Genomic DNA, 26,760 nt, shown 5'->3' on the forward strand with positions numbered 1-26,760 from the left:
TCTTCTGGGCGAGGTGAGACAAGGTCTACCGTGAAATACCCATGATTCCTTTTTTCACAAGTGCCCCGATCACTTTGTCGGAACAAGCCAGCTCGCTTCGTGAGATTCCTGGGTAGCGTCTGGCCTGTTGGATGACAGGTATTTCTTCATCTTCTAAAGGAATCTTTACCTGCCAGAGGAGATCACCTGAGACAAAGTATTTATCCTCGATTTTGCCAGGAAGAGCGACAAACAGGGCTTTCTCAGCTTGATAGCTCAAACATCCCAGCGATGTGTATGCGGAGACCAGGCGGGAATAATAGGGAGCAGGTAAATGTCTATAGTTTGGATAAAGAAGAAGATTTTTTTTAGATGTTTCATCTTTAATAGGAAAATGAGCATGGTATGCTGAACCAAACTCGGTATAACATCCATTGCTTTTCTCACTCGCTCCGTTTTGCAGATGGTTGAGACACTCCCACAGTCGGCGGCAATAAACAGGCCAGGCGAAATGCTCCTGAACATGTTGGACGGCGAACCAGCCTAGTTCCTGGCGTAAATCTCGTTGTTTTCTTAAAAGTTGCAAGATATTGACAAGCCAGGGCATGTCAAATCGCACACCATAATCTGACATCCAGGTGTCAATTAAGAACCCGCTTTTGCTATCAACGATTGTGTCTTTCAGTCCTCCCCAGGCTGTCCCTATAACTGGTAGACCAGCACTCATTGCCTCGACTTGAGCAAAGCCAAATTGCTCATCGTGGTGAAGCGTCAGATTGACAAAAACGTCGGCTACATTGTAGAGATTATTTAGATCGGTGCTATCTAGCCAGGGGGAAAATGCTACACGCTCGGACAGGTGCCAGTCCTGGATCAGCTGTTGAAGTCTGGTCGCCAGGTCGGGTTCGTGTAAGTTGAGTTCCTGCAACGCAACATTGTAGATCTGCCCGGCAATAATCAGCTTGACTGGCGCGCCTGAAGAGGGCAGGTAAGACATTGCCTCCAGCAGGGCGTGAACATTTTTCTCAATGGTAATCCGTCCCGCATACACTATCACAAAATCTTCTGATGTTAGTCCCAGTTCCCGCCTGAGGCTTTTTCTGGTCTTTGCTTCTAGAGGGGCGAACAACTGGCAATCAATGCCATAAGGGAGGGCAACAATTGCCGGTTGTTCGCCATTTTGGGCGACAAGCATCCGGTAGATTTGCCGATCTCCCGAATTAACGCACCAGATGGCATCGGTTTTATAAAGATGAGGCAATGCTTCACGGAGGGCTGCGGCTCCTCTGGGAAGATCTCCCAGCAAGTTGAATATAACCTTGCCTCCCCAGTTGTTAGCTCTGAGGAATTGGATTGTCGGTGTATCCCATCCAAGATAGAAGTCAACATTGAGCGCGTACTCCAGGAGCCAGCTTTCCGCCTCAGTTATTGAGGACAATGCCTGAACTGGCATACGCAGCACCGTATGTTTTTCCGCCAGAGCTTTTTCTATATGAATGATTGCAGTGCGCATACCCAGATGCGCAGGGGCCGAACTCTCTGTGCTCGCGTGCCTGTCCATTAAAATCGTAGCCATGAAACCACCTCCATACAACGTAATCTTGACTGCTTTCGCTCAAATTCTCCATCGGTTCTTTCTCATTACCCTATTGAAACAACGTAAAAAGAAAAATGGCCTATAATGTGCCTCTCCCCACGGGATGCGCAACGAGATGTGTATTCGGCTGAAGCGGCTTCGCTGGCTCGTTCAATGCTCTCACTTGTTTTGGGCAAAGAGGCGGAAATACCTCTGCTTTATGGAAACAGAAGAGCGATAAAGGATGTTCTCAAGTCAAATTGCTGCTGAGTTAAAACTCGTTGCGCAACCCGTGGGCTCTCCATATGTTTTGGAGAGACTTACTTGCCCAGAATACACCACTCAAGGGTAGCCATGGCCCCAAAAAGTTTATTATGAGCCTGGTGAAATGCGATACTCTGGGGACCATCCAGTACCTCGGGAGCCACTTCTTCGTTACGCACCGCCGGGAGATCATGCATAAAGATCGTTCTTGTGGATTTTGCTACTCGCTTCATCAGAGTAGGGGTGACACTGAATGGCCAGAAATGCTCGCGCCAATTGGGATTGGCTTTAGAACTGCCCGTTGTTTGCCAGCGCGTTGTGTAAACAATATCAGCAGATCCTGGTAAAGCATCGAGAGTATGATACTCTTCGATAGAAGCTCCATGTTTACTTGCAAAGACTCGCGCCTGTTTGTACATCTCCTCTGGCAATTCATACCCTTTGGGCGTAAGCAGGGTTAACTTCATCGCTGGTATCCTGCTGATGGCCAGAGCGAGAGCCGCTGCCGTACTGTTGCCTTCGCCAAGATAGAGCATATGGAGATCATCCAGATGTCCAAAATGTTCTTGAATGGTAGCCAGGTCGCTCAGAGCCTGAGTTGGATGTTCTTTGTCGCTCATCGCATTAATGACGGACATATTCTCTTGCGCAGCCAGGATCTTCATTTCATCCAGACTCTCGGCAGTGCGCAGAACCAGTGCATCGATATAGCCAGAGAGAATGTGTGCTGTATCCTGAAGCGTTTCTCCGGTATTTGTCTGGAGATCATTAGGGCCATAGGTAATCACAGAAGCTCCCAGCTTGTTGGCTCCAAGGGTGAATGCAGACCGCGTGCGCGTGGAAGTTTTTCGGAAGTGGATACCAACGGCTTTGCCTTTCAGAGAGCGTTCGCCGTCGAGTTTGCCATTTTTTCTTTGCAGAGTTCTCTCAATGATATAAGCTATATCTGCCGCTTGCATGTCGATCAGTGAGAGAAGATTTCTTTTGGACATGTATTTTCTCCTTTCTCAAAGAAAAACAGATTTCCGATCAATTCATTGCTCTGCTCTAACGGTCAAGCCAGACGCCAAGTGAATGGGAAAGCGCATAATCGTAGACGTGTTTGGCTAACGCAATGTCTTCGATGGCAAGGCCAAAGGGATTTACCAGAATAATATCGCTCTCTTCTTGTCGCCCTGGTTTCTCTCCTGTCAGAATTGCTCCCAGTTCTGCATCAATGCGACGAGCTGCCGTTGGCGTAGAATCATTGGGTCCTATCACCTGCCTCGCGCGATACATGCGCCCTATAAGGCGTCTGGAATCGCTTTTAACCAGATTCCAATCATCAACGATCACTTTCTGAGCCTGCAATACCACTTCAGGTAGCACATCATCTAGCGAAACATGCACCAGAACTGCTCCAGGCTGAAGCCAGGCGAAAGGGATATATCCCTGCGTCGTGGTTGTCGCTGTTACGATAAGCTCGGCAGATCTGGTCGCCTCTTCTGCCGTTTGCGTGAGAGAAGGAGTAATCTGATGGGCAGAGAGCAATTCTTTTAGCCTTGTGACAAGTTCCCTGCTACGCCGTGGATACTGATCAAAGAGGTACAGTGAGTCCAGTTGTGGGAAGTGTATTGCGAGTAATCTGATGTGGGCTTCAGCAATAGCCCCGGCACCGATAAGAGCGATTGAGTGAGGCTCTCTGGCACAGAATGCTTTCGCAGAGATGGCAGTGATGCAGGCTGTACGCAGACTTGAGATGTAGGAACTTTCCATGAGGCAGCACGCACGAATCGACGTGTTATTAAAGAGAACGGTCAGACCGCTGGCTCGCGGTAGACCGTGTTGGGAGTTGCTTGTGTTGCTATTAATGATTTTTGTGCCGGCGATCTGGTAGTGCCCGCCGATATATGCCGGCATATTAAGACTACGGACATTTTCACTAGAGCTATTCTTCCAGGCCAGATATGCTTCATCAGGCAGAACTGTCTGACCTAGACTATGCAATTTCAGCACAGTTGCTATGATGTCAATCGCATCGAGTCTCTGACAAATTTGTTCAACAACTTTTTGACAGAGATAAAGAACGTGTTCCTCAGAAACAGACATACGAATAGACCCCCTACTATCATGAATTCAAAAATGATCTGGCACCTGTTTGAAGCTCTCGACATAGCCAAGGTGACGAGGAGAGATATCCAGATCTTGCTGTCTTATCCATTCGGGATTAAAAATGGTTGAGAGATAGTTTTCTCCCGCGTCAGCGCATATACAGACGACATGTGCTAAATCACTGTATTTCGCCAAGTACTGAGCACACGCAGCAATAACAGCGCCGCTAGAGCCGCCGACAAATATGTTGGCTGATTGATAGAGCGCCTGGCAAAATGTGAATGCTTCTTCGTCCTTTACCAGGATATAATCATCAAACAGATCTTTGGAGAGAAAAACGGATGATTTTGAAGAACCAATGCCCGTGAGCTTGCGTGAAGCAGGCGGCGTTCCAAAGGTAACAGAACCATACGCGTCCACGCCTATCACCTGTGTTGCTGGACTCACGTCGCGCAAGAAACGCCCCATACCTGCCAGAGTTCCACCGGTAGAAACAGGTATAAAGATGACATCAATCTTCTGGTGCATCTGCCGGTATACTTCTGGCGCAGTCCTTGCGTAATGAACAAGGGGATTGGCGGGATTAGCATACTGATCTGTCCATACATATGTTCTATGGGTATCACATAATTCTTTGACTCGTTGAAGGCGTGAGAGCAGATAGCCCCCACAGGCATCTGGTTGGTCTACCATTTCAACCTCTGCGTTGAATTTCTGCATTTTTTGCAGGTTTTCAAACGTTATTTTGGGATCAACTATCGCCAAAAAGCGATATCCTTTGAGTTGACAGAAGTATGCTAAAGCCACTCCCAGATTGCCTGAAGACGATTCAACAACAATATCCCCTTTATGCAAGCGATTTTGCTGTTCTAAACTGCGAAGAAGCGAAAAAGCGGTTCTTGCCTTCATCGATCCCGTAATATTTGCTCCTTCTAGTTTTAAATAGATGCGGCGCATCTTTCCGCAAATGAGAAGATCGATTGGCTGTACAGGCGTATTGCCTAAAAGCGGGATTGACGGGAAGAACTGTAGAGAATCATTCGCTTTCTGCGCTTTCTGCGATGGAACTGTACCAATCATATCTTTGTCTACCCCCACTTCTGATAAAGGTCAAAACCACTGAAGAGCCGGAAGACTTTAACAGGCCACATCCAGTAGTAGCTTGCTTCACTAAAACCAGTATGCCTTTGTACTTCAAATCCAACAGACACTACTGACATCGTGATAAGAAACTAAACTGAGTAGCCGCATTGCAGTGAACAACTACGAATAATGTCGCGTTTGTGACGTAATCGCTCTTTTGCTCGAAGCAGCTCTTGATACAAGTGATCGAGGTCCCGACAACAGAGATTGCCCATCTCGACGCGCTTGAGATACTGCCAGATGCCCTCATCTGGGTTGAGGTCGGGAGCGTAGCCTGGAAGTTGCTCCAAATGCAGTCGTTTGCCCATCTTCGTTTTGAGAAAGGTCTTGATCTCATGGTTGCGATGGATGGGAGAGCCATCCCAGATGATCAGGACCTTGCCGCTGATCTTACGCAACAGCACTTTCAGAAATCCGACCACTGCCTCCGCATCATAGGAGGTCTGGCGCACTTGCATGAAAAGCCGCCCATCCAGGGTAATCCCACTGATCGCGGAGAGGTGATCCCGTGTCAGTTTCACGCGCAGAAGAGGCGTTTGCCTGCGCGGAGCCCAAGTACGAACCGCCATTGGCAGCAGATAGAACCCAGCCTCATCTACCCAGAGGATGGTGTATTTCTCGTTTTCGGCTTTTTTTTAATCGCTGGCCAACGATCTTCATACCACTGCTTGATAGCTTCTTCATTCCGTTGCGTCGCCCGTTCGATTGGCTGTTGAGGACTCCAACCAGCTTCTCGTAACAGTCGTCCGGCGTGATCGGGATGGTAACGGACACCAAAGCTGCGATAGATCACTTCCGCGATCCGCTTCCCTGTCCAGACATCTCCCCGAAATCCATAGGCTTCTGCCCCCTCCACCAACAAGCCAGGAATCTGCGCTTGTTGCTCAATTGACAGTTTTGGCTTCACGCCTTTAGGAGGATGTGCTTTGAGTGCTTCTATGCCGCCTTCTCTTGCTTGTTTCATCCATTGGCTCACGGCTCCCTTACTTACCCCTAGTGCTTTGGCTATATCCTTTTGTTGCCATCCTTGTTGCTTCAGTTTCCATGCTTGTTTGCGTCGTTCTTCTCGCCAATCGGCTTTCTTTGGTGCTCCCATGCTGCCGATTCTATCACAGTTTACTTGCTTCCGTCGACGTCAGTAAGGCGTTTTGAACAACATATGCCAGAAGAACGTCGCCCTGTTTTTCTGAGCGGTATACGTTAAGGAGAGAAGCTCTTCAGAGGGAATGCCGAAAATACCCCAAAAAGGAAACCGGGGTATTCCCTTTTTTTACAACTTATATACTTGTCATGGATGCGCTATCCGGTCAAACGAGAGAGAGAAGCTGTTAGACATAATAAGAGATGGACTAAGAGGTATAGCGTTACGCAATGTCATGATTGACAAAAAAGCAGTGATTAATGTAAAGGAGGATAAAAATGGATAAAATTAGCAAAATTAGAAATAAAGCGAATTTATATAACAGAAGACCAATAAAGAAATACAGCCAAGTACGGGCTGCTTTTTCTGATCAAACTACTTTGGCCAGCATTTTTTATGAACAGGCTGCAAGGTATGGAGATCAGATAGCTATTTCATTTAAAGGCGAAGAGCTAACGTATAGTGAGCTTAATAGACGATCCAATCAGGTGGCCCATTTACTTTGTCAGATCGGTATCCAGTCGGGTCACGTTGTGATGATTTTGATGGAGCGCAGCATTGAAGCCTATATTGCCATCCTCGGCATTCTGAAAGCGGGAGCGGCATATTTACCAGTGGACCCTGCTACTCCCCCAGAAAGAGTACACTCTATTCTCACTCAAAGCGGTGCGCAGGCAGTTTTAACAAAAAGTCGCTTTTTATCGCTGATCGAGGCCCAGGGGGCAAATTATAGAGTGGCGCTTGACGAGCTAAAACCATTTCAAAAAGCGAAGAGAAGAAGTGGAAAGGTATTTGAGAGAGAGGATATCGCCCTCTGCCCTGATGTGGATCTTCCCTTAAGAAATGGTGCTACTGATTTAGCCTATATCATTTATACTTCCGGCTCAACGGGGACGCCAAAAGGTGTGATGATAGAACAGCGAAGTGTGATTAACCTGGTCTCCTGGGCGCAGAAAACGTTCGGCCTGACCCATCGATCTCGTGTCGCACAAAATTATGCTATCGCCTTTGATGCTTCAGTGCAGGAAATATTCTCCGCCTGGGCAAGTGGCGCAACCTTATATCCTATTCCAGAGGACATACAGGTCAGCCCACCTCTTTTTGTCCTCTGGCTCAGGCAGACTGCTATTTCCCACTGGGATACCATTCCTTCTCTGTGGTATCAAATAGTTCATTTTATTGCCTCTCAACCTGATGAAAAGAGCATTTCTTTCCCTCAACTCGAAGTACTTATACTTGGTGGTGAAGTGCTGCATGCCGATAAAATCCATGAATGGTCAAGGTTTGTGAACCATGCGCACAAAATATACAATGTATACGGTCCTACAGAAGCAACAGTAACCACCACTTATTACCTGATTTCGCCTAACGAAGAACGCCTCTCTGTTGCTATTGGTCAACCGGTGGACAATGTCGAGGTTTATATCCTGGATGAAAATCTCCATCAATGTCCGCCAAATACAGAGGGTGAAATATGGATTGGAGGAATAGGTCTTGCAAGAGGCTACCTGAACGCAGAGGAGTTAACTTGCTCCTCTTTTCTCTCCGTCGATCTGGCTGGAAAAGGAATGCAACGGCTTTATAGAACGGGGGATTTTGGGAAACTCCTTCCTGATGGAAACCTGGAGTTCGTTGGCCGTCGAGACGAGCAGGTGAAGGTCAGAGGGTATCGTATTGAACTTGCGGAAATCGAGGCCGCTCTGCGGAGTTGCTCTGGCGTGGAGGATGCGGTTGTGCTGGTTAAAGACGAAGCGGATAGCAGAAAAATAATCGCCTATGCTACTCATAAAAATGAGGGAATTTCCGCTAATGAACTCCGCGATGACTTAAAAACAAAAATTCCTCATTATATGCTTCCTCATCATTTTGTGATATTAACAGATATGCCGCTTACTACCAATAATAAAGTCGATAAGTCTGCCCTTCTGCGTTTTGCGAATAGTGGAAACTTAATGCAGAATGATATGTATCAAGAGCCTGTGACGAGAACAGAGAAACTTTTAGCCAGAATATGGAAAGAAGTCCTTCATCTTGAAAGAATCGGCGTACATGATAATTTTTTTGCTCTTGGAGGAGACTCGATTTTGAGCATTAGGATCCGCAACAGATGTGAATTAGAAGGGATTCGTCTGAAAACCGTTGATCTTTTTCACCACTCAACCATCAAAACCCTGGCTCGCTATATTGATGACCACGCGCACGAATTGCAACTGAGCGATGTTTACTCTCCCTCACAACGTACATCAGCGATTGTGCTTTCACCCGAACAACAAAAACGTTTACCTCCCGATGTAAGCGCTGTTTTGCCGTTACTTTCCTCTCAGTATGGGATGCTTTATGAAAGTGCCTGGCATACCCAGGTAATCTCTGTACCTCAGTGTATCTATCGCTGTGAAGGAACGATCGACCTTTACGCCTTTGAAAGGGCTATAAATGTCCTTGTACAAAGACATGAAGCATTCCGCACTCTATTCAGGAGAGATATAACCTCTCAACCAGTGCAGATTATCCTTTCACGCGCGAACTACCAATTGCCCTGTAAAGATCTCTCGGCGCACTCATGGCAAGAACAGGAAGCTTACATTACACGGGAGGCCCGGACAGAGCGCGAGCAGGGTTTTGACGCAGGACAATGGCCTCTTTTCCGTTTCACCGTGTATAAAAGGTCAAAAAAACAGTTTGATATCCTGTGGACAGCGCATAATGTCATCATTGATGGGTGGTCTACTTTGTTATGCTTCAAGGAGTTGAGCCATATTTATTCGACCATCGTAAGACAGAAATTTCGCCCTCTTCCGCAGCCGAAAAGGAATTTTACAGATTATATCATGCACTTCCTTAACAAAGACTATAAAGGTGGAAAAGCGTTTTGGCAGAGATATCTTGCTGATACGCAGCCAATAAAGTTACCTGAGGACTTGTTCCATGAAAATGAGGGAGGACAGGCGGAAGAGATAAACATATCGCTCGATAAAGAAAGCTCAGCTTGCTTGGCAGAGCGAGCACGGCAAAACAAAGCAACATTGAACATGACCTGTTTAGCGGCTTATTTTTTGCTCATAAAGAAGATTTGCCAGCAAGATGATTTGATCATTGGTATCGCCACCTCTACACGATCTGAAGACGTGGAGGGAGGAATGGATGTTGTCGGAAACCTGGTCAACACTCTTCCTCTCAGAGTAAATGCTCATGGGATTACTACCGTTGAAGAGATTGTAGCGCTGGTCAAAAAGAGCCTTCTTGAAGTCCAACCATATGAATTTCTTGGCCTGGCGGATATTGCCAGGGACATCAAGAGGCCATTTATCCAGGCTCTTTTTGTATGCGACAATAATCCACCCCTAGCAGACTCTGGGAAGGAAGAATCTTTCCACACATTTACAGTTACTGCTGTTGTTAGAAACGAGCACAAAGGTTTTCCGCTTACTGTTGTGTGTTACACGAATGATGAAGAATGTCTTGCATTCAAGTTTGCGTACATGGCAGATCTTTTTAGAAGAGAAACCATTGAGACCTGGGCAAGATGTTATCTAAGCATTTGTGGGGTATTTAAGCAAAAAGAGAAAAATATGTAAAAGTAAGTTATTAAAGATAAAGAGGAGATAATGGGTAATGCTTCATTTTAATGAAGAGCATAAAATGTTTCGGGCGTTTGTAAGAAGCTTTATCGAGAGGGAAATCAACCCTTTTGTTGATCAATGGGAAGCCGAGGGGAAATTTCCAGCGCGCGAGCTTTATAAGAAGATGGGGGATGAAGGCTTGCTTGGGTTAACGTATCCAAAGCAGTATGGAGGCTTGGATCTCGATTTCTGGTATACGGTTATCTGGATGGAAGAACTGGGTGGTATAGAAGCAGGGGGTGTACCCATGTCTATTACAGTACAAACAGAGATATCTACCCCGGCAATCGCGAAGTACGGCTCTGAAGAGCTGAAACAACGGTATTTGCGACCAGCGGTCGTGGGTGATTTTATCGGTGCTCTGGCAATTACTGATCCGGACGCTGGTTCTGATGTCACAGCTATCAGTACAACTGCCGATGAATATGATGACTATTACGTCATTAATGGACGGAAAAGCTATATTACAAATGGGTCTATCGCAGATTTCATTGTGACTTTGTGCAAAACGTCTCCAACTCAAGGTACGAGAGGTATGTCATTAATTCTTGTGCCGGCCAATAGTGCGGGTCTTACCGCTGCTCAAAAATACAAAAAGCTCGGCAATTTTTGTTGTAACCATGCGGAATTAACTTTTGAGAATGTCAAGGTTCCTAAGGAACATATTATTGGGATGAAGGATATGGGGTTTGATATACAAATGGAGCAGTTTCAGCATGAGAGGCTCATTGAAGGGATACTTGCGTGCTCTCAGGGAAAAAATATTGTGAGCAAAGCAAAAGAGTACGCGAGGAGGCGGATGATATTTGGCCAGCGCCTGATCGATCATCAAAGCGTTGCCTTTTCTCTCGTGAATATGGAGACAGAGTTGGAATTTTTACAGCAAATGACGTATTACTGCACCAATTTATTCATCAAGGGCCGTGAGTGTACACGGGAGATAGCAATGATAAAACTGAAAGCAGGGAAACTGCTTCGTCACATCACGGATGAGTGCTTGCAACTGCTGGGGGGGTATGGATATATGGAAGGAACGCAAATTGCCAGGGCTTATAGGGATAACCGCGCAGCAGCTATTACAGGTGGAAGCGTCGAAACTATGCAACATATCCTCACCAAATTTTTGTAGAGGCAGAACTGTTATGACGTGTTAGCCAACCTTTTTCCCGATTCAGGGCCTTTCCTGACTCAATAGAACGGGGCAGACTGACTCCAACCGAGGCCTCTTTCCTGGTGATGGAAGCATTTTGTGTGAAAGGAGCAAAAACTCTTATCCTCTCTTGGCGATAGGGGTTTCTGATGATACGAAGATGCAAAACAATCAGTATTCGAGCAGGTGGGTTGTTTGTCCCGCATCCGCTTCACAAGCGCCGCTTCGCTTGTTCTGTTTCCCATATGCTGGAGGCGGCGCGTCAATCTTCCGTGATTGGCCAGCTCATCTTTCCTCGCTGGCGGAAATCTGTCCTATTCAATTGCCTGGCCGAGAAAATCGCTTAAAAGAAGCGCCTGTGACTCAGATGCATGTTCTAATTGAGTCTGTAGCATCTGCACTGCTTCCTTATATGGATGATAAACCCTTTGCACTATTTGGCCACAGCATGGGGGCCCTTTTTTGCTATGAATTAGCACGATTTCTGTGGAAGAAATATGCTCTGAGCCCTGCCTGTTTATTTGCCTCTGGTTGTCGTGCTCCTCATCGTCAGAGCATCTATCTCAACGCCAGCCAAAAACGAGTTTGTGATCTGTCCGATGCGGCCTTAATGGAATGGATGCGTAAGCTGAATGGTACATCACAGGCTATTTTGCAAGATAATGAGCTTATGAAGCTGCTTTTGCCAGTCGTCAGGGCTGATTTTACTCTTGCTGAAACCTATTCCTATATCGAGGATGGAGCGCTCGATTGCCCTCTTTCGGTGTTTGGGGGGATACAGGACGAGGAAATAAAGAGGGATGATCTTTTTGCCTGGCTAGAGCTGACGAGCGGCCAGTCTGCCGTTCGTATGCTTCCGGGTGATCATTTCTTTCTGCAAAGTTCGCAACATTTGCTTTTAAATGCGGTACGACATGATCTGATGAGTTTAGCATGATGCCAGAAAACCTGTGCATAATCTGGACGCTGGATAGCATGTTGAGCCCTTTGAGGGATGCTTGCGATTGGGTGCATCCTCGCAAAACACGGCGCGGATGTTTTACTGGTGAATGCTTTCCATCTGCAGAATACCATGTCTTTTGTGACGGATACTGGACATGGGAAACGCTCTGTCTATCTCGACCTGACCAAATCAGGTGCAAGTACAGACGCTATGTGGGCTGGCAACTGATGCAGATACCTTCGTACAAGGCTATCGGACGGGCACACTTGCAAAGCGCGGCTTTGGCGCCTCAGTATTCATACGCTGTTTGCTTGCGATGCGAACGGTACGCCTGATCGTCTCGTGCGAAACTCTATAATCCTCTGCAACTTTCCGCAGTGGTTCTCTGTTCTCAACAACACGGCGTACCACGTTCGACCACTCGGTAACGGGGATTTTCCGTTGTGGCTTCTCTGGAGCTGGACGGTGCTGGGGTGAGGAAATAACGACTGGATTAGCAAGAGCTTGCTCAAATGGGTTGTCGGATTGCACGTAGTCGGAACTCGATTTGGGAGTATAAACGAGAAGATCGTCGCGACTATTAAACAACTTCTCGATGGGGATCAAGGCCAGGTGCGACCGGTGGTTCGTCGCCTGTCGGTTCCGTTGCGACCAGTGAATTGTCACAAGCAGTTCACTGGTTTCTTTGTCTTCAAAGACCCCTTTGAGCATACCCACATTGGGCACGAATGCCAGGCGGGGTTTGAGTGCAGGAATCATTTTCAGTTCGGTATCGTAGTAGAACCCCTCTGGCCCAAGGCGTGCGTCACGCCTGGCATCATGTAAAAGCATGAGCGCCAGCAGGCCCAATGCCTCGGGGAGCATATCAAGCAGGGGTTCTTGTGTGAGGAGCTGGACCAGGACTCGCACAAGACGTATCGCTTCGTCACAGAGTTCAATGCGTAGCAACATATTGCCACTAGTGAGGGTGTAGCCTTCATTGAAGATAAGGTAGAGGACAGAGAGCACCGCGTCTATACGCTCTCCGATTGTCTGGGGGTACCTGGTAGGGGATTCCGGCATCTCTGATCTTGCGTTTGGCGCGTACCAGGCGTTGGGCCATAGTTGGAAGTGGAACCAGAAAGGCGCTTGCGATCTCGGCGGTGGAGAGTCCACCAAGTGTTTGCAGCGTGAGCGCGACCTGTGCCTCCAACGCCAGGGCAGGATGGCAACAGGTAAACATCAGCTTGAGCCGTTCATCGGGGATCGATCTGTCCTCTCCTGCTTCAGTTCCTTGTTGCTCTACCTTTTGAAGTAGTTCTTGCAGGATCTCGTGTTTGCGTGCCAATGTACTGGCGCGGCGCAAACGATCGATAGCTTTGCGCCGCGCAGTTGTTGTGATCCAGGCACCCGGATTGGATGGTATACCTTCTACAGGCCAGCGTTCGAGCGCGATGAGCAGGGCGTCTTGGAGCGCGTCCTCGGCTAGCTCGAAGTCCCGTATGGTGCTGATTAAGCTGGCAAGGATACGATCCGCCTCTTGGCGAAAGGTATGCGCGACCATCCGATATGCTGCCTGCATTTATACTCTCACTTCCATTACTCAAATTCCATGATGGGGCGAATCTCAATCGAGCCATCTGTAGCGGTGGGAATCTTGGCCGCAAATTCGATGGCTTCGTCAAGGTCTTTGCAATTCAGCAGGTAAAATCCACCGAGCTGCTCTTTGGTCTCGGCGAAGGGGCCATCTGTGTGCAAGGTTTTGCCGCCACGTACGCGTACAGTTGTCGCAGTATTGGTGGGGAGAAGAGCCTCGCTGCTAACGAGCACGTTTCGCTGCTCAGCTTCTTTGCCAAAGGCTATATATGCTTCATATTCCGCGTTCAATTCTTCCTGGCTGAATTTTGCATGTTCGGCTTCATTTTGGTAGATCAAGAGTAAATAACGCATGCTTTCCTCCTAATGTGTTGTTGCTCCTATAGCTTGAGGACGATTAGCGTCGCCCTTCAACAGAACAACGAACGGGAGGCGACGAAATCGACAGTTTTAGTAACGGGTTGTGGTAAATTTTTTGCAAACGGACTTTTTCGATATTTCCTGGCTCTCGTAAAAAGAATCCCGGGGATGAATGGATACATTCCCATAAGGGCATTTATCCTCCCAAACCGATCAGGTGTCTTTCGCTTCTTCTCCGGCGAGGCTAGGAAGAAGGATGTATATATTCGTTGAGAGGAGTGTAGCAAAGTTCATGTGCTGAGGTTGCCCAAATGAGATGGAAGCTGTAACACATTGTTTTGCTGGGAGATATTTTCGTGTGTAGGAAAAGGTGTTTGAGAGAGAAAGATGCAGTGAACGATGATGAGAAGCGGGGTGAATACGTCCACGTGTAGGGGAATATTTGCTATGATAGGGCTATGATGGAGAAAAGAAGCGAGCAAGTGCGTTTAGGGTTGCCACTTGCCGCCGGCGTGATCCGGGTCGCCGTCGAGGTCTTCAAGCGGCAATTTCATATGGAGCGCTGTTATCTGTATGTGCAAGGGCATGTGGTGATTGAAGAGGGGAGTCAGCTCTGCGAGATTCTCGGCTGGGCCAGTGTGGTTGGTCCGGACGAGGAATTGGATGTGCTTATTTTAGGAGATGCAGCCGCGGAAGATGAACGAGCCTGGCGCTGGGTTTGTCCAACACCGGGCTCTGTTTTGCTTTTGTCCACGCATCCGCTGGCCAAGGAGAGGCATTTTCTTAAGGAATGTTCATCCAGGGCCAGGTCTGACGCTTCTGGTGTTCTGGCGCGCCGGATCCGTAGCTATAACGATCCCTCTTCTTAGAAACGGGTGGCAGGGAGAACGCTTTCTTTAGATGCCATAGGGGGTCTAGACTCAGAAGCCTTTTCTATCAGCTGCTGGCGTGTCCATGTGGCCAGTTGCTCGCGGAAATGGGGGAAGTCAGAAAGGTTCGAGGCGATGGCCAGGGCAAGCTCGAAGGCATCCTGCCGTCTTTCGTGCTCAACGAATTTCATCAGGCGATCTACGCAGGCAACAACGAATTCTGTCTGCCACTTGGGGTGTTTCTTCACCCATTCAGCAAACTGGAGAAGATTATGCTGGTATTGGAGTGTATTGACAACGCGAAGAAGTTGCAGGATGGCGGCGTATTCTCCGCTATGCGTTGAGGAGAAGTCAGTTGTTCCCAGCCAGGTGATTAACTCATCTAATGTCTCCAATTGCTCGACACTGGCGGGATATCCCGTCAGGTTGTGGTAGCTGCAGAGACTGAGGATCTCAGATTTGAGGAGTTCTGCTACGTTTCTCTCCATCATGTGTCTTCAACTTTCTTTTAGGTAAAATGCGTTGGGAGGCTGTTGCCGAGGGGGAGCCTCCCGGCTTTTGTTTCAGGTGTGGGCAGGTTACTGTCTCTCGTGAGTGCTGAGCGCCTCCTGGAGGAGAATACCTTCAATGGAATCAGAAGAGTAGAGGTCCCATTGGCCTGTGCGAAACACATAGGTCCAGGGCGTGTCTTGCTGCTGGTTCAGCAGCAGCAGCAAATCAAGGCTCCCGAGCTCCTGCGCCTGCTCATCTGTTGGCTGGCTCCGGCGGCGATCGTAGTCCCGACGTTTAAACTGACACCAGTTTTGGGTTTTCAGCCGCAGTTCGGGGTTGTTTTGTGCCTCAACGAAATCGTGGGGTTTCCCCAACTCAGGTCTCAGTCGATAGAGATTCCCTCCATCCAGCAGTTGTTGAACGCGCTCCAGTGTCTGGAAGTGCTGGAGCAGGATCTGGCCAGCAAAGGCTGGGTAGCCATCCTGGCTGAGGTAGATACAATGGACAGTCCCGTCTTCGTGAGCAATGCAGGCAGGTGTACCGATGTCTCTCAAGCTCCTTTTTGCTAAGCCGAATGCTGTCTTGCTTCGGCATGCTCATGATGTTGAGAAGCCGTGAGAGGGTGATGATCCCTCTCCATACTCTCTGCTCTGGGGGTTAGTGCATCCACCACTGCATTCGTGTCGTTTTTGTTTGGTTTGCCTGGACGAGGCCCTTGTTAATGGCTTGCTGGGCCCTGGCCTGGCCGGCGCGTCCATACCGGCCACGCAGGTAGGCTTCAACGCTCGAGTAGTCAACATCTTCTGTCAACTGTGGATCATTGATGCTTGGTGTTCCCTGGCTGCAGGTGTGAATGAGAGGCATCATGCAGTCGCATGTGCTACACCAGGACCAGGAGGACGCGCGGCTTTCAATCTCGGCTGACATGGGGAATCTCGCTTTCTACTGAAAGATCTCATGAACAAATGGGCTCGTCTCGCCGACGGTGGTAGTGTCGGTAGGTTTGGCACCAAACTCACTTTCGAACCCTCTCATGACATCGCCATACAATTTGTAGTCATCCATGTTTCTACCCTACATCGCCATACAATTTGTAGTCATCCATGTTGTTGTCGCTAAGGAGGCAAGGTCGCCAATTGGCAGAACATGCTAAAGTGGTAGGGAGAACCGCCTGCTCTTCTCTTGACAACGTGCTTCTTTCTCATTACAATACGAGTATGATATGCAACCAAAGGTTGCGCAAATGGGCTCGACTATAGAAGCGTTGGACATGTGACATGACGTCAGGAGAATTTCAATGACCGAGAAGATCGATGGCTAGCCAGAGCACCTGTGTGGAGCAGCGCAGCCGGGTGCGCAGTTCGTCCAACGGGAGGTGCGGGAGGTGGAGATGGAAGAAGAAGTGCTCGTGCAAGGTCTGTGCGTGCCCACCTGCACGAGTGAGCCACGTCGTGATGGTGGCCTGGCGATAGCCGAAGACCCGTTCGGCTTGGGTGAAGATAGCTGTCAAACCCGTACGGGATCCGTTCCCAGTTTGCTTGCTCAGCTCAATAGAGCTGTGTTGAGTCTGATGGATCGCCTTGGCGTTCGCAATGTTGCTCGCCAGATGCGCTACTTGAACGCCCATGTTGATCAGGCTCTTGATCTCATCCTTCTTGGCCAATGTTCTGTTTATTAGAATTGGAAAGCCCTGGGGTTACAAAGTAAACCTCTTGCAAGCGTACGGGCATATATGGCACAATGAGCACAGCATGCATAGCAAGAAAAGAGCATCCAGGTAATACCCATCTGGATGCTCTTTTCTTTGTGAGCAGTAAACATGGCAATTAGGGACGGAAATATACGATTTATTGAGGGATAAAACCGTTTTCCTCTCTTATAATACAAAGAAGAAGAAACGATAGTGCTTATAAGTGCTGATGTAGTGCAGCAGGAAACTACCCAGGCTTGTCATATCGTCTGCTGAGCCTGGATAGCTTCTTTGTCATTGTATAGCAAGCACGAAGCCATCCAGGGCGCAATACGCCATTGTTTTGCGGGGAGACTGAATAGCTTCTGTAGTCATTGTAATGGGCAACGATAATTAGCAAGTTTTATTGAAGCATGATACAACACTAGCCATAATGGTTATTTTTTACCAATATTGATATTTCTTGTTTAGACTAATGTAGAGCTAAAAGGCAATCTCTCTTGCGAAAGATTGCCAAAGCGAGTACTGTTCCGGTATCAAAGAAACAAAAGGAGCAGAACTCGCATGTACCTTAACACATGGAACGAGTTTCGTCACGAGATCTATGACTGCTTTTTGCGAGCCAAAGATGCGCTGTTCAATACGGTGGATGCGCTGATGACGGAAACGCAAGCCAAATCGTTGCCAGAAGTGACCCAATCACTCTGGTTTGAACGAAAGTGGTCGTCGATCGGTTGTGTTGCAAAGATGACGCCAATGTGATAAGTTTGGGCTTATTTTCCGAAGAGAGGCCCTGTCATGGAAAATGCCAAACTGTTCAAATGGCGTCATTTTGAAGCGGAGCTCATTTTGCTCTGTGTTCGTTGGTATCTTCGGTATGCTTTAAGCTACCGAGATCTCGAGGAGATGATGCGGGAGCGGGGCCTATCCATCGACCATACGACCATCTATCGCTGGGTTCAGCACTATGCTCCAGAATTGGAAAAACGCTGTCGGCTTCACCTGAAAGCCTGGAATGATTCGTGGAAAGTCGATGAGACGTACATCAAAGTCAAGAAAGTCTGGATGTACCTCAGGGCAATCGCATCTAAATAAGCTCAGCAACAATAAAGGAAAGGAAGAGGAGGTGATAAAATAAGCCAAAAAAGCGGGAGGCTATGAGATGGAGGAGAATGGCCGACGAGATCTTGAACGTCTGTTTGCGCAAGTAGAAGACCCTCGGGTGGAGCGAACCAAACTGCATCGATTACGGGATATCATCATCCTGGCGATCTGTGGAGTCTTATGTGGAGCAGAAGGCTGGGTTGAGATCGAGGAATTTGGGAACGCCAAAAAGGCCTTTTTTACGGATTTGCTCGACTTGCCCAATGGGATCCCGTCTCACGATACGTTCGGGCGTGTGTTTGCGCTCATTGATCCCAAACAGTTTGAAGCCAGCTTCATCCGATGGGTGCAAGGGATCAGCCAAACAGTCAACGGAGTGATCGCGATTGATGGCAAAACGCTGCGCCGCTCGCATGATCAGGCAGGAGGCAAAAAAGCGCTGCATCTGGTCAGTGCCTGGGCGGTCGAAAATCGTCTGGTGTTGGCTCAACTCGCGACGGAAGGGAAGTCCAACGAGATTACCGCCATCCCGCTGCTCTTAGAGCAACTGGCGCTCAAAGGCTGCATTGTGACCATTGATGCGATGGGGACGCAAACGAAGATTGCCGAGCGGATTATTGAGCAAGACGGCGACTACGCCCTGGCTCTCAAAGACAATCACGGGAACCTCTTTGACGAGGTGAAAGCGACGTTTGCTCTCGCGGAAAAAGACGGCTTTGCTAGCCCGTACTGGGAGTTGGATCGACAGGTGGAGAAAGGTCACGGTCGATTGGAAATTCGCGAACAGTGGACCCTGAGTGATCCGGAAATCCTGGCGTATCTCGACCCGCAACACCAGTGGAAAGGCTTGCGAGGCATTGGGGTCGTTCGGGCGCAACGGCGCATGGAACAGAAGACCACAAAAGAAACGCGCTACTTCTTGCTCAGTTTTTCGTCAGTCAACACCTTTGCCACTGCGGTCAGAAGCCACTGGGGCATTGAAAACAGCCTGCATTGGGTCCTCGATATCGCCTTTCGGGAAGATGAATCGCGCGTCAGGCTCGGTCATGCCGACGAAAATCTCGCGGTACTCCGCCATATCAGCTTGAATTTGTTGCGTCAGGAACGCTCTTCCCGTGTTGGCATCCATGCCAAACGTCTCAAATCCGGATGGGACAATCAGTATCTTTTGCGCGTTCTGGATGGGGTTAACTAGATGCGATTGCCCTGGGATGTACCTCTATCGCGCAGTGGATTCTGAAGGAAATACGCTCGAGTTTCTCCTGAGCCCAACGCGGGATGCAGAGGCTGCCAAATGCTTCTTCCTCAAAGCCTTGCAACGCACAACGTGTTCTCCCCCTCAAGACCGTTTGCCCCTGGAGCTCATGAAAGATCCCTCGGCAGAGGATGCGGTTCAACCCACCGCTTCTGCTCGTTTTGAGGTCCGCAGAATGATCCCAAGAGTGATCAATGTCGATAAGAACGCAGCCTATCCCAAAGCGATTGCTGGGCTTAAAGCAGCCGGAGTGCTGCCTGAACACGTGGAACTGCGGCAAGTGAAATACCTCAACAATCTGATCGAGCAAGACCACCGGTTCATCAAACGCTTGACCAAGCCAGGAATGGGCTTTTTCTCCTTCGAAACAGCCTGGCGAACCATACAAGGCTTCGAGGTGATGAATATGCTGAGGAAGGGGCAGGTACAAGGAGTGAACAAAGGCGATGTACAAAGGCAGGCCGCACTAGTACACGGAGGCGCAAATCCTCGTGTGGTAAAATAGGGCCAGCAAAATCGGAGGAGCAAAGCAGATGCGCGGTCCCAAACCAGCGATGTTGGCATTGAATGAGCGAGAGCAAAGAGCGTTGGAAGAACTGGTGCGTCGGCACAGCACCCCCCAACAGATTGCCCAGCGAGGGCGGATGATCCTGGCTGCGGCTCTGGGCAAGAACAACGGACAAATCGCCAGAGAACTGGGAGTGAAAGCGGATACGGTGCGCTGTTGGCGGATGCGATGGATTGGCTTGCAGGCAGTGTCGCTAGAAGACCTTCCCGCCAGCGAGCGACTCCAGGATATCCCGCGCCCAGGGCGACCAGCACAGATCACTGCCGAACAAACCTGCCAGGTGATCGCACTGGCCTGCGAGCAGCCCAAGGAACGTCCGATCAGCCACTGGACGGGGCGGGAGATAGCCGACGAAGTGATGGCACGAGGCATCATCAAGCAGATCTCCCCACGACATGCAACTCGCCTTTTAAAAAAAGGGATCTCCAGCCGCATTTGATCCGTTACTGGCTGACCCCGCCGGTTGATCCGCAACGAGAGGAAACCATCAGAACGGTCTGCCAGGTGTACCACGACGCGCCTGCTTTGGCCAAGCGCGGCGAGCGCACAGTGAGTACCGATGAACTGACTGGGGTTCAAGCGCTTGAACGCAAATATCCCAGATTACCTCTCGCATCAGGCCACGTGCAACGACGCGAATTTGAATACGAGCGTCATGGGACGCGTTGCTTTATCTTGAGCCGGGATGTGGTTACCGGAAAGCTGCTGGCTCCTTTTTGCGGCCCAACGCGTAAGGAAGAAGATTTCCTGGCTCATGTGCAAGCCGTCGTTGCCACCGACCCGCTGGTCAAACGCTGGCATTTCGTCTGTGACAATCTCAACATCCATCAATCGGAGGCTCTGGTGCGCTGGGTCGCCCAGATTTCTGATTTCCAGCAGGAACTGGGCAAGAAAGGCGAATATGGCATCCTGGCGTTGATGCCCCGTCGAACTGCCTTTTTAAGCGACCCCACGCATAAGGTTGTGTTCCATTACACCCCCAAGCACAGCTCCTGGCTCAACCAGATCGAGATCTGGCTTTCGATCCTGGTGCGCAAACTGCTCACCCGCAGTTCCTTCGTCTCGGTTGAAGACTTGCAGGCCAAAGTCCTGGCTTTTATCGAGTACTACAACCAGACCATGGCCCAGCCCTTCAAGTGGACCTATCAGGGAAAGGCATTGACCGTGTAGAAAGAACAGGAGTATTTTCTCAAAAATGGCCATCCTACTTAGGAAGGGAGATGGCTCCGGAGGCTCATTGCTGTTCCACACCTTTTCATCGAAGAGGACACCTCCGCTTTTCATTTATCTCTGGTTGCCTTTGAGGATGCGCTCGTTGATGAAAGGAGCAAAATGTCCTTGATATCGCTGTTGGACCTCTGGCAATTGCCAATCAATGCCCCTAATGCTCTGGCGACAGGCAGTCGTTCCACACTGACAGGGTTGATCAAGCTGCCAATGGGGTTCGACCGTGGTCAGCGCATAGTCCAACGTTAATTCTTCTCCTGGCGCGATTGTCCGACGCGCGACAATCGTGACTTCATCTTGCAACCACAAATTGGAATCACAGGAGTGATTGATGGACCCAGCTACGGCCTCTGGTGCTTGAATAAGATCAACCAGGTGGAGGTGTTCTCCGATCTGGGTCGCATTAAAACGCGAGGTGATCGCGATATAGGCATGGAACTCGTCTTCAGTCATCACGGTTCCCCCAACAATGGCAACAATTTCACCTGCTTGAATCGATTTACGTGCAAACATGCCACCTCCTTGAATCAGGGATGGACGAATTTCCACACGCGCATCATACCAACTCGTTGTTCGATAGATTTTTGGAGGCACAATACCCCTCCTTCATCATTTCTGCTGGCCCTATTTTACCACACGAGGATTTGCGCGTCCGTGTACTAGTCGCCAGACTCTTTGGAGTTGTTGTCTAAGCTGAACAAGGAGAGGCATTCCACGCTCATCTTGTTTCTTCTCATTTCTTGCAACACAACCCTTGAGCCGGGCGTTTTTCCCCAGCGGCCAGTTGACGCACAATAGCCAGTTTCAACTCTCTTGAGTGAACCCTTCCGCTCATCTGTTGACTCCTTTTGGGTCTTCTCTTTTCACTGTATCACAGTGCTCCTCTGCCTTTGGTCTGGCATCTTGGGTTCACTCCAGAGAGTGTGCACCTGCGTCCTCTGGATGGAGCGAAGGAGTAGCAGCAAACATGCTCAGCAGCACTCGCGCGTTTCGTTCTTCTGTTTCCTGTAGCTCGCGTTGGCGTCTATGAAGTCAAGGACCGCGAGCTTTTTGTCATCCAGGAGAGCGGAGAGAACCGGTATCATCGTTGGAGCTTGGAGAGAGATGAAAAAGCGCATAGGACAGAAATAGAGTATACTTGAGGCACTAAAGTAAGAAGCAACAGGGCGAGCATCTCTCGTCAAATCGGCTCGCCCTGGTGTGATCGGAGAAGAGCAAGGCTCTTGCTTTCATGATACCAGATGAGGATGGAAGAATGACATTTAACACACAGCAGTTATTGACCTGGCCGCGTGTCCATGAGTGGGCAGAACAACAGGAACCCGGCGCGATCGTCGGCGAGAGCTGCACCAACAGCACTTGCCCACTCGCCAACTATCTACGAGATCAGACCGGCATCCATTGGAGTGTAGGCCCAAGTATCCGGCCAGCAGACGGTATGGTACAAGATCGCTTGAACAAGCCAAAGTGGGTACAGATGATGATTGATCGAACTGACGAGGCCACCGGCAACAAGAGCGGTCACGTCACACGAGAGCAGTTGCTTGCAGTGCTAGAGCAGGTGAAGAACGAAGCAGAGCCATATACACCCTCACCCTCTGATGAGGGCCTCTTCTTGACGCTCCTCACAGGTCAGGTGTGCCAAAAAATTCAGAGTGAGTACTCAGCTGGTCGAATCGCCGACCTGGAGACCTACAATTGCCTGTCTGAGATGGCGAGGAAGGCTGATATGCAGGCGAGGAAGCTTCTTCAACTTTTAGAAGGCGGTCAACAAAGAGAGGAGAAATAGAGCATGCCAAAACGTGTACCGCATGTGGCAAGCCTGCATACGACGGCGAGGAAGAAGGGCGTGGATAAACGCAAAAGAATGATGGGCGACCTCAGCTATGCCGAGCACGTTCTCATGCGTGTAAGCACCTGGCTAGAGAAGGTACAGCATGATGAGGCACTCTCATCCGACCTGCGCACGCAAGCCTCTTCGTATTGCACAGATGTAAGACAGGCTCTGCATGGTATTCAAGAGCCTACCGATGGGTGAAAGGTGGCAATTCTCTCTCTGATAGGCGAGTTCTTGCCTGGGGATATCGTGAATCATCCTCTTTTCGGGAATGGCATTGTGCTACCATCGGCATCACACCCTGGATCTATCACAGTTCAATTTGCAGATGAAGCAAAGCCAAAAGAGCTTGATTTGTCAATTGCCAAGCTGAAAAAGGTTACCATCTCCACTCCTTAACACCTGCCACCTCGACCAGAGCGCCTCTCCAACTGGAGGGGCGTCTCTTTTGGTGCACCTTCTAGTGGCTTGCCCGGCTTTTTGCGGAATGTAGGGGACAATTTCTGTTCACGCTCCTTGAGGATCTCCATCATGTGCCTGGCGATCGCCATTGTGCGAAGCGGCTCCCCCTTCCCCCTTCGGCTGCTTCGCGACATCGTAGCCCGCAATCAGCACCTTGCCAGAGGTCGGACTGAGCGTGGTGGTCAGAATAGAGATGGTGGTTGTCTTCCCTGCTCCGTTTGGTCCGAGCAGCGCGAAGAGTGAACCAGGAGCCACGGTAAAGGAGATATCGTCAACTGCGTTGGTCACCTCGCGTTTATAGCGCTTGACCAGGTGCTCAACCGTGATGATCGGGCACGCATGCTCCCTCGTTGCATCTTGAGAGCGCTGAAGTGTGTCCTTTTGCGGCGAAAGAAGTACTCCGCTGGTATGTTGCATAGAATCCTTATACAGTGATCACAGAACTATTTCCTCATAATCTCTACGATCGAGAGAAAAGATATGTTGTGCATTTCCTGGCAGCGCATGCTTGTTATGAATTGTCGTCAGGGACCCAGCGGTTAGCTCTGTGCTGATCGATCAGGTCGGATGCGAATCTCAATCCTAATCGCGGGGCCGGGCAGAGCTTTCCAGGCGCTCGCGCATCTGCTCAAAAGAGGTGGCGTCAATCTCACCGCGTGCATATCGCTGGCGTAGCACTTCCATCGCGTCAGGCCCGGCAGGGCTGGCAGGCTCACTGCGCGGCATCCCAGCCGGGAATCTGCCCAACCTCCTGCCCTTGTGATTCAACCAGTAGATGACTCCCCCTATCAGGAGTCCTATTAGCAGCAGGCAGAAAAAGTGAAATGGCCACAGGCCAACTCCTGCCGCAGCTCCAGCTTCCCAGTGTTCCCAATGCATAAGAAAACCTCTCTTTCATACTCTTGTTTGCCCAAATTCAACTCTATGAGCGTGTCGTATCAGTGTAACTGGAGAGGATGACAGGGTCATGGACTTTGCCGCTTCCTTTTGTCATCAATCTGTCATCTGTTACGAACGCGAGGGATGACAGATTGATGACAAAAATGGGCAGAGATATTCACATTCCTGTCACCTTCGAGCGCTATACTCGTACTGCAACATCCTATAGTGGATCTGGGCGCACTCACGCTCATAGGAGTTCTCGGTGCGTGGTATCTCCGCCTCAAGCGGTCAGTCATCAAAGCTCCTGCGCTTCAAGCAGAAAGATAGTACAAAGAGGAAAGAGCATGATTAGAAAAGCGCTGGCCATACTGGCACTGTGTAGTCTTATTACCGTTCTCCTGGTAGCCTGCGGTTCTGTTGGCTCCGCTACCAATACGGAAAGGAACACCGTCCATATGAACGATACAAATTTCGTTCAGACATCCATAACGATCAAGAAGGGGGAGCGTCTCAAGCTGATTAGCGATACATTGACACCGCACGCTATCGCTAATGGAACCTGGGAGAGCGGCACGGCGCATGCGGCCAGGGAGTCGGGCGCACCGCAGGTCAAGGACGTGCAGGTCGACGGCTACAGTTCGCAGACCTTTGGTCCCTTCACCACGGCCGGAACGTTCAAGCTCTACTGCACCGTCCATGCCGGTATGAACCTGACCGTTGTAGTGCAGTGACGACTTCCCGCAGCTCTGCTTCATGCAGATCAGCGTTTGTCAGCTCTGCGTCACGGAGATCGGCTCCATTAAGATCGGCGCCCCACAGATTCGCCTCCCTGAGATCGGCTCGACAGAGATTGACTCCCCTCAGCGAGGCGGCAAAAAGGCAAGCCCCACGCAAGTCGATAGCGACGCCAGGAGATCGCCAGGTATTCCATTCGAGCACGCTGCGCTTGAGCCGTGCAAGTTGTTCTGGATCTGCCATGTTGCACCTTACGCTTTCTTTGTTAAAACCCCTTTGTTCAGCGACGGTTATTCTTGCCGCGGCAAAAATAGGGTTCATACGCAACCTCGCTGATACGAAAAGTGGTCTGTTGAAAGAGTGCGTATGAGCCACTACGTTGGTAAAATGAGACCGGGTGGACTATGACGCACATGAGTTAATCAGAAAAGAGGTAGAGACCACCTGATGCATTTTTCTCTCCATGCGACACGCTTCAAGGACGTCAATCATATCGCATGGACGTGATGCAAGCAACTGTCCTCTCGTCAAATGAGAAACCATGTGACATACTGTAGTATCTATATTTGTCGAGTGAGAAAGAGAGCATGATGGATTCGTTCCCCTCTGATGGCACATCGGTCCCGATGGTTCCTCCACCATCACCACTTGAGCCGACAGGGACCCCTCATTTGGATCTGGTGTTAGGTGGAGGGCTTCCAAAAGGAGGGTAGTGACTCTATTGAGAAGTGGTGTAGAGAGAAGTGGTCAAGAACGCGATCCAGGACCAGGGATGGTCGGTGAGTCCCAAGGCCATGGCAGGAGTGCGTGGCTGATAGCGTCGCGACTCCGCAGGCATTGGGAGACGTAATGCGCGATGAGGGCGTATCCAGTTGTGTTCAAAAAGCTGCAGGTGGACCAGGGCATCCCAGGTAGCGTCCCGTTTGGCAAAGGCATGGGTCTTGCGGGTGAGGGCATTGAGCCGATCGCGGAGCATGCCGTTGACCCGCTCAATATGGACGGTTCCGGGTTGGGAGATCACCTCGCCCAAGGCGGCACGGATCTCAACGGAGAGCAGTTTCCCATGCTCATCGCGATGCTTGATGGTCTGCGTCAAGCACACATGTGGAGGGACGACCAGTGGGGGCCGACCGCGCTGGCCCGAACGTAGAGGCTGACGATAGGCTCGAGTGAGGATCGCGGCATACCCCCGCCAGCCATCGCCGCACCAGTTCAACGGATGGCCCTGCGTGCGTGCTACGGTGAGGGTGACCGCTCGCTCGACGAGATCGTCGCCGATGCGTCCTGTGGCACAGGCGGCGATGAAGCGGCTAGGGCGATCTTGCACGAGGTATCCCCAGCGTTCACCGGCATCAGCTTCGTCGGGGACTCCGTTTTTTTGCGCACGAAGGACCAAAACTCGTCGATTTCTACCGTTGTGAGGTGCAGATCCTGCGTGAGAATGGCCGTCAAGGCCTCCGCATGCTCGCCTGCTCGCCGCAGCCATTGGCCAATCGTCTCGTACTTGTGTCCAGTAATCTCTTCCGCCGCCCGCAGACTTCCTCGGCGCATCACGACCAGGAGCGCTTGAGCCACCTCGGCTACTGGCGTATGCAGGCCATACATCGGTGTGCCTTCCGTTTCGCCAAAGAAGCGGCCGCATCCACGACACTGATAGCGCTGTCGTCCTTTGCTACTGCCATTGCGAATGACGTGTGGCTGCGCACACGCAGGATTGGGGCATGCTGGCAGAGATGGGGTTGCTGTCATGGTCAGTCCTCCTGACCTCTATTTTACCACTTCTTTCAAGAGTCATTA

At 49.9% G+C, this 26,760-nt stretch carries 29 protein-coding genes and 3 pseudogenes; 13 read left to right on the forward strand and 19 right to left on the reverse strand.

Annotation, left to right across the window (positions count from 1 at the left end; translation table 11 throughout):
- Positions 1-25: 25 nt before the first annotated feature.
- The 6 genes from JMJ16_RS14450 to JMJ16_RS54295 all read right to left on the reverse strand — a co-directional run bounded on the left by JMJ16_RS14450 (position 26) and on the right by JMJ16_RS54295 (position 6,149).
- Positions 26-1,492: a glycosyltransferase family 4 protein gene (locus tag JMJ16_RS14450; protein WP_201382276.1), complete on the reverse strand. Its 1,467-nt coding sequence runs from the start codon at positions 1,490-1,492 to the stop codon at positions 26-28.
- Between the two features lie 383 nt (positions 1,493-1,875).
- A complete protein-coding gene (locus JMJ16_RS14455) occupies positions 1,876-2,811 on the reverse strand; it encodes an ornithine carbamoyltransferase (protein WP_201382278.1) in 936 nt (311 codons plus the stop codon).
- Positions 2,812-2,866: 55 nt separating this feature from the next.
- Positions 2,867-3,907 (reverse strand): ornithine cyclodeaminase family protein, encoded by a 1,041-nt coding sequence (locus JMJ16_RS14460; protein ID WP_201382280.1) that lies wholly within the window; start codon positions 3,905-3,907, stop codon positions 2,867-2,869.
- Positions 3,908-3,934: 27 nt separating this feature from the next.
- The gene (locus JMJ16_RS14465) at positions 3,935-4,990 is read right to left on the reverse strand and encodes a pyridoxal-phosphate dependent enzyme (protein ID WP_201382282.1); all 1,056 of its coding nucleotides are present in this window, start codon (positions 4,988-4,990) and stop codon (positions 3,935-3,937) included.
- Between the two features lie 152 nt (positions 4,991-5,142).
- Positions 5,143-5,622 carry a transposase gene (locus JMJ16_RS54290; RefSeq protein WP_236601122.1) on the reverse strand — a complete coding sequence of 160 codons (480 nt, stop codon included), beginning with the start codon at positions 5,620-5,622 and terminating at the stop codon, positions 5,143-5,145.
- A gap of 26 nt (positions 5,623-5,648) precedes the next feature.
- Positions 5,649-6,149: an IS630 family transposase gene (locus tag JMJ16_RS54295; RefSeq protein ID WP_236601123.1), complete on the reverse strand. Its 501-nt coding sequence runs from the start codon at positions 6,147-6,149 to the stop codon at positions 5,649-5,651.
- Between the two features lie 323 nt (positions 6,150-6,472).
- Between JMJ16_RS54295 and JMJ16_RS14475 the strand changes: the two genes are divergently transcribed.
- The 3 genes from JMJ16_RS14475 (at position 6,473) to JMJ16_RS14485 (ending at position 11,901) form a co-directional block, all read left to right on the forward strand.
- Entirely contained in the window at positions 6,473-9,769 is a 3,297-nt protein-coding gene (locus tag JMJ16_RS14475; RefSeq protein WP_201382284.1) for a non-ribosomal peptide synthetase, read from the forward strand.
- Between the two features lie 37 nt (positions 9,770-9,806).
- Positions 9,807-10,943: an acyl-CoA dehydrogenase family protein gene (locus tag JMJ16_RS14480; RefSeq protein WP_201382286.1), complete on the forward strand. Its 1,137-nt coding sequence runs from the start codon at positions 9,807-9,809 to the stop codon at positions 10,941-10,943.
- A 181-nt stretch (positions 10,944-11,124) separates the two neighbouring features.
- Positions 11,125-11,901, forward strand: a complete 777-nt coding sequence (locus tag JMJ16_RS14485; RefSeq protein WP_201382288.1) for a thioesterase II family protein — start codon at positions 11,125-11,127, stop codon at positions 11,899-11,901.
- Positions 11,902-12,156: 255 nt separating this feature from the next.
- Here the strand turns inward: JMJ16_RS14485 and JMJ16_RS14490 are convergent, their stop codons facing one another.
- The 3 genes from JMJ16_RS14490 to JMJ16_RS14500 are packed head-to-tail and all read right to left on the reverse strand — an operon-like array spanning position 12,157 to position 13,836.
- Positions 12,157-12,969 carry a DUF6596 domain-containing protein gene (locus JMJ16_RS14490; RefSeq protein WP_201382290.1) on the reverse strand — a complete coding sequence of 271 codons (813 nt, stop codon included), beginning with the start codon at positions 12,967-12,969 and terminating at the stop codon, positions 12,157-12,159.
- The gene (locus JMJ16_RS14495; protein ID WP_201382291.1) at positions 12,884-13,468 is read right to left on the reverse strand and encodes an RNA polymerase sigma factor; all 585 of its coding nucleotides are present in this window, start codon (positions 13,466-13,468) and stop codon (positions 12,884-12,886) included. The genes JMJ16_RS14490 and JMJ16_RS14495 overlap by 86 nt, the downstream gene beginning before the upstream one ends.
- A gap of 17 nt (positions 13,469-13,485) precedes the next feature.
- Complete coding sequence (locus tag JMJ16_RS14500; RefSeq protein ID WP_201382293.1) at positions 13,486-13,836, reverse strand: YciI family protein; 351 nt, start codon at positions 13,834-13,836, stop codon at positions 13,486-13,488.
- 488 nt (positions 13,837-14,324) lie between these two features.
- Between JMJ16_RS14500 and JMJ16_RS14505 the strand changes: the two genes are divergently transcribed.
- The gene (locus tag JMJ16_RS14505) at positions 14,325-14,711 is read left to right on the forward strand and encodes a hypothetical protein (RefSeq protein ID WP_201382295.1); all 387 of its coding nucleotides are present in this window, start codon (positions 14,325-14,327) and stop codon (positions 14,709-14,711) included.
- On the opposite strand, the gene JMJ16_RS14510 is transcribed toward JMJ16_RS14505, so the two are convergent.
- From JMJ16_RS14510 to JMJ16_RS14525, 4 genes are all read right to left on the reverse strand, one after another.
- Positions 14,708-15,202, reverse strand: a complete 495-nt coding sequence (locus JMJ16_RS14510; protein ID WP_201382297.1) for a hypothetical protein — start codon at positions 15,200-15,202, stop codon at positions 14,708-14,710. The genes JMJ16_RS14505 and JMJ16_RS14510 overlap by 4 nt on opposite strands.
- Before the next feature lie 87 nt (positions 15,203-15,289).
- Complete coding sequence (locus JMJ16_RS14515; RefSeq protein WP_201382299.1) at positions 15,290-15,757, reverse strand: hypothetical protein; 468 nt, start codon at positions 15,755-15,757, stop codon at positions 15,290-15,292.
- A 103-nt stretch (positions 15,758-15,860) separates the two neighbouring features.
- The gene (locus JMJ16_RS14520; protein WP_201382301.1) at positions 15,861-16,130 is read right to left on the reverse strand and encodes a hypothetical protein; all 270 of its coding nucleotides are present in this window, start codon (positions 16,128-16,130) and stop codon (positions 15,861-15,863) included.
- 367 nt (positions 16,131-16,497) lie between these two features.
- A complete protein-coding gene (locus JMJ16_RS14525; protein WP_201382303.1) occupies positions 16,498-16,830 on the reverse strand; it encodes a hypothetical protein in 333 nt (110 codons plus the stop codon).
- Positions 16,831-17,457: 627 nt separating this feature from the next.
- Here JMJ16_RS14525 and JMJ16_RS14530 point away from each other — a divergent pair.
- The 6 genes and pseudogenes from JMJ16_RS14530 to JMJ16_RS54305 all read left to right on the forward strand — a co-directional run bounded on the left by JMJ16_RS14530 (position 17,458) and on the right by JMJ16_RS54305 (position 20,990).
- Positions 17,458-17,655, forward strand: coding sequence for a hypothetical protein (locus tag JMJ16_RS14530; protein ID WP_201382305.1), 198 nt, complete (start codon positions 17,458-17,460; stop codon positions 17,653-17,655).
- 36 nt (positions 17,656-17,691) lie between these two features.
- Positions 17,692-17,982, forward strand: a pseudogene (locus tag JMJ16_RS14535) (IS6 family transposase); the annotation flags it as partial.
- 73 nt (positions 17,983-18,055) lie between these two features.
- Positions 18,056-19,192, forward strand: coding sequence for an ISAs1 family transposase (locus JMJ16_RS14540; RefSeq protein WP_201380589.1), 1,137 nt, complete (start codon positions 18,056-18,058; stop codon positions 19,190-19,192).
- 16 nt (positions 19,193-19,208) lie between these two features.
- A pseudogene (locus JMJ16_RS14545) lies at positions 19,209-19,757 on the forward strand (IS6 family transposase); the annotation flags it as partial.
- Between the two features lie 28 nt (positions 19,758-19,785).
- A complete protein-coding gene (locus JMJ16_RS54300; protein WP_236601492.1) occupies positions 19,786-20,259 on the forward strand; it encodes a helix-turn-helix domain-containing protein in 474 nt (157 codons plus the stop codon).
- A complete protein-coding gene (locus JMJ16_RS54305; protein WP_236601493.1) occupies positions 20,256-20,990 on the forward strand; it encodes a transposase in 735 nt (244 codons plus the stop codon). Before JMJ16_RS54300 ends, JMJ16_RS54305 begins: the two co-directional genes overlap by 4 nt.
- A gap of 114 nt (positions 20,991-21,104) precedes the next feature.
- Here JMJ16_RS54305 and JMJ16_RS14555 read toward each other — a convergent pair whose 3' ends face one another.
- The gene (locus tag JMJ16_RS14555; protein ID WP_201382314.1) at positions 21,105-21,641 is read right to left on the reverse strand and encodes an SET domain-containing protein; all 537 of its coding nucleotides are present in this window, start codon (positions 21,639-21,641) and stop codon (positions 21,105-21,107) included.
- A gap of 661 nt (positions 21,642-22,302) precedes the next feature.
- Here JMJ16_RS14555 and JMJ16_RS14560 point away from each other — a divergent pair.
- Positions 22,303-22,836 (forward strand): hypothetical protein, encoded by a 534-nt coding sequence (locus JMJ16_RS14560; RefSeq protein WP_201382334.1) that lies wholly within the window; start codon positions 22,303-22,305, stop codon positions 22,834-22,836.
- A 3-nt stretch (positions 22,837-22,839) separates the two neighbouring features.
- Positions 22,840-23,085: a hypothetical protein gene (locus tag JMJ16_RS14565; protein WP_201382336.1), complete on the forward strand. Its 246-nt coding sequence runs from the start codon at positions 22,840-22,842 to the stop codon at positions 23,083-23,085.
- A 375-nt stretch (positions 23,086-23,460) separates the two neighbouring features.
- Here the strand turns inward: JMJ16_RS14565 and JMJ16_RS57045 are convergent.
- A pseudogene (locus JMJ16_RS57045) lies at positions 23,461-23,676 on the reverse strand (ATP-binding cassette domain-containing protein); the annotation flags it as partial.
- Between the two features lie 252 nt (positions 23,677-23,928).
- Positions 23,929-24,225, reverse strand: a complete 297-nt coding sequence (locus JMJ16_RS14575; protein ID WP_201382345.1) for an SHOCT domain-containing protein — start codon at positions 24,223-24,225, stop codon at positions 23,929-23,931.
- Between the two features lie 347 nt (positions 24,226-24,572).
- On the opposite strand from JMJ16_RS14575, the gene JMJ16_RS14580 reads away from it, so the two are divergent.
- Positions 24,573-24,959: a plastocyanin/azurin family copper-binding protein gene (locus JMJ16_RS14580; protein ID WP_201382347.1), complete on the forward strand. Its 387-nt coding sequence runs from the start codon at positions 24,573-24,575 to the stop codon at positions 24,957-24,959.
- On the opposite strand, the gene JMJ16_RS56005 is transcribed toward JMJ16_RS14580, so the two are convergent.
- The 3 genes from JMJ16_RS56005 to JMJ16_RS14595 all read right to left on the reverse strand — a co-directional run bounded on the left by JMJ16_RS56005 (position 24,904) and on the right by JMJ16_RS14595 (position 26,712).
- On the reverse strand, positions 24,904-25,206 hold the full coding sequence (locus JMJ16_RS56005) for a pentapeptide repeat-containing protein (protein ID WP_305068089.1): 303 nt from the start codon (positions 25,204-25,206) through the stop codon (positions 24,904-24,906). The genes JMJ16_RS14580 and JMJ16_RS56005 overlap by 56 nt on opposite strands.
- 475 nt (positions 25,207-25,681) lie before the next feature.
- Positions 25,682-26,290 (reverse strand): hypothetical protein, encoded by a 609-nt coding sequence (locus JMJ16_RS14590; protein ID WP_236601494.1) that lies wholly within the window; start codon positions 26,288-26,290, stop codon positions 25,682-25,684.
- The gene (locus JMJ16_RS14595) at positions 26,200-26,712 is read right to left on the reverse strand and encodes an IS1 family transposase (RefSeq protein WP_201382351.1); all 513 of its coding nucleotides are present in this window, start codon (positions 26,710-26,712) and stop codon (positions 26,200-26,202) included. Before JMJ16_RS14595 ends, JMJ16_RS14590 begins: the two co-directional genes overlap by 91 nt.
- Positions 26,713-26,760 lie beyond the last annotated feature (48 nt).

This window comes from Ktedonobacter sp. SOSP1-52 (assembly GCF_016587395.1).

Excerpts from the sequence above, each read along its gene's own strand:
- JMJ16_RS14450 (WP_201382276.1), bottom strand. The coding sequence starts at position 1,492 with ATGCGCACTGCAATCATTCATATAGAAAAAGCTCTGGCGGAAAAACAT.
- JMJ16_RS14455 (WP_201382278.1), bottom strand. The coding sequence starts at position 2,811 with ATGTCCAAAAGAAATCTTCTCTCACTGATCGACATGCAAGCGGCAGAT.
- JMJ16_RS14460 (WP_201382280.1), bottom strand. The coding sequence starts at position 3,907 with ATGTCTGTTTCTGAGGAACACGTTCTTTATCTCTGTCAAAAAGTTGTT.
- JMJ16_RS14465 (WP_201382282.1), bottom strand. The coding sequence starts at position 4,990 with ATGATTGGTACAGTTCCATCGCAGAAAGCGCAGAAAGCGAATGATTCT.
- JMJ16_RS54290 (WP_236601122.1), bottom strand. The coding sequence starts at position 5,622 with ATGGCGGTTCGTACTTGGGCTCCGCGCAGGCAAACGCCTCTTCTGCGC.
- JMJ16_RS54295 (WP_236601123.1), bottom strand. The coding sequence starts at position 6,149 with ATGGGAGCACCAAAGAAAGCCGATTGGCGAGAAGAACGACGCAAACAA.
- JMJ16_RS14475 (WP_201382284.1), top strand. The coding sequence starts at position 6,473 with ATGGATAAAATTAGCAAAATTAGAAATAAAGCGAATTTATATAACAGA.
- JMJ16_RS14480 (WP_201382286.1), top strand. The coding sequence starts at position 9,807 with ATGCTTCATTTTAATGAAGAGCATAAAATGTTTCGGGCGTTTGTAAGA.
- JMJ16_RS14485 (WP_201382288.1), top strand. The coding sequence starts at position 11,125 with ATGCAAAACAATCAGTATTCGAGCAGGTGGGTTGTTTGTCCCGCATCC.
- JMJ16_RS14490 (WP_201382290.1), bottom strand. The coding sequence starts at position 12,969 with ATGCCGGAATCCCCTACCAGGTACCCCCAGACAATCGGAGAGCGTATA.
- JMJ16_RS14495 (WP_201382291.1), bottom strand. The coding sequence starts at position 13,468 with ATGCAGGCAGCATATCGGATGGTCGCGCATACCTTTCGCCAAGAGGCG.
- JMJ16_RS14500 (WP_201382293.1), bottom strand. The coding sequence starts at position 13,836 with ATGCGTTATTTACTCTTGATCTACCAAAATGAAGCCGAACATGCAAAA.
- JMJ16_RS14510 (WP_201382297.1), bottom strand. The coding sequence starts at position 15,202 with ATGATGGAGAGAAACGTAGCAGAACTCCTCAAATCTGAGATCCTCAGT.
- JMJ16_RS14520 (WP_201382301.1), bottom strand. The coding sequence starts at position 16,130 with ATGTCAGCCGAGATTGAAAGCCGCGCGTCCTCCTGGTCCTGGTGTAGC.
- JMJ16_RS14525 (WP_201382303.1), bottom strand. The coding sequence starts at position 16,830 with ATGGGCGTTCAAGTAGCGCATCTGGCGAGCAACATTGCGAACGCCAAG.
- JMJ16_RS14530 (WP_201382305.1), top strand. The coding sequence starts at position 17,458 with ATGTACCTTAACACATGGAACGAGTTTCGTCACGAGATCTATGACTGC.
- JMJ16_RS14540 (WP_201380589.1), top strand. The coding sequence starts at position 18,056 with ATGGAGGAGAATGGCCGACGAGATCTTGAACGTCTGTTTGCGCAAGTA.
- JMJ16_RS54300 (WP_236601492.1), top strand. The coding sequence starts at position 19,786 with ATGCGCGGTCCCAAACCAGCGATGTTGGCATTGAATGAGCGAGAGCAA.
- JMJ16_RS14560 (WP_201382334.1), top strand. The coding sequence starts at position 22,303 with ATGACATTTAACACACAGCAGTTATTGACCTGGCCGCGTGTCCATGAG.
- JMJ16_RS14565 (WP_201382336.1), top strand. The coding sequence starts at position 22,840 with ATGCCAAAACGTGTACCGCATGTGGCAAGCCTGCATACGACGGCGAGG.
- JMJ16_RS14575 (WP_201382345.1), bottom strand. The coding sequence starts at position 24,225 with ATGCATTGGGAACACTGGGAAGCTGGAGCTGCGGCAGGAGTTGGCCTG.
- JMJ16_RS14580 (WP_201382347.1), top strand. The coding sequence starts at position 24,573 with ATGATTAGAAAAGCGCTGGCCATACTGGCACTGTGTAGTCTTATTACC.
- JMJ16_RS56005 (WP_305068089.1), bottom strand. The coding sequence starts at position 25,206 with ATGGCAGATCCAGAACAACTTGCACGGCTCAAGCGCAGCGTGCTCGAA.
- JMJ16_RS14595 (WP_201382351.1), bottom strand. The coding sequence starts at position 26,712 with ATGACAGCAACCCCATCTCTGCCAGCATGCCCCAATCCTGCGTGTGCG.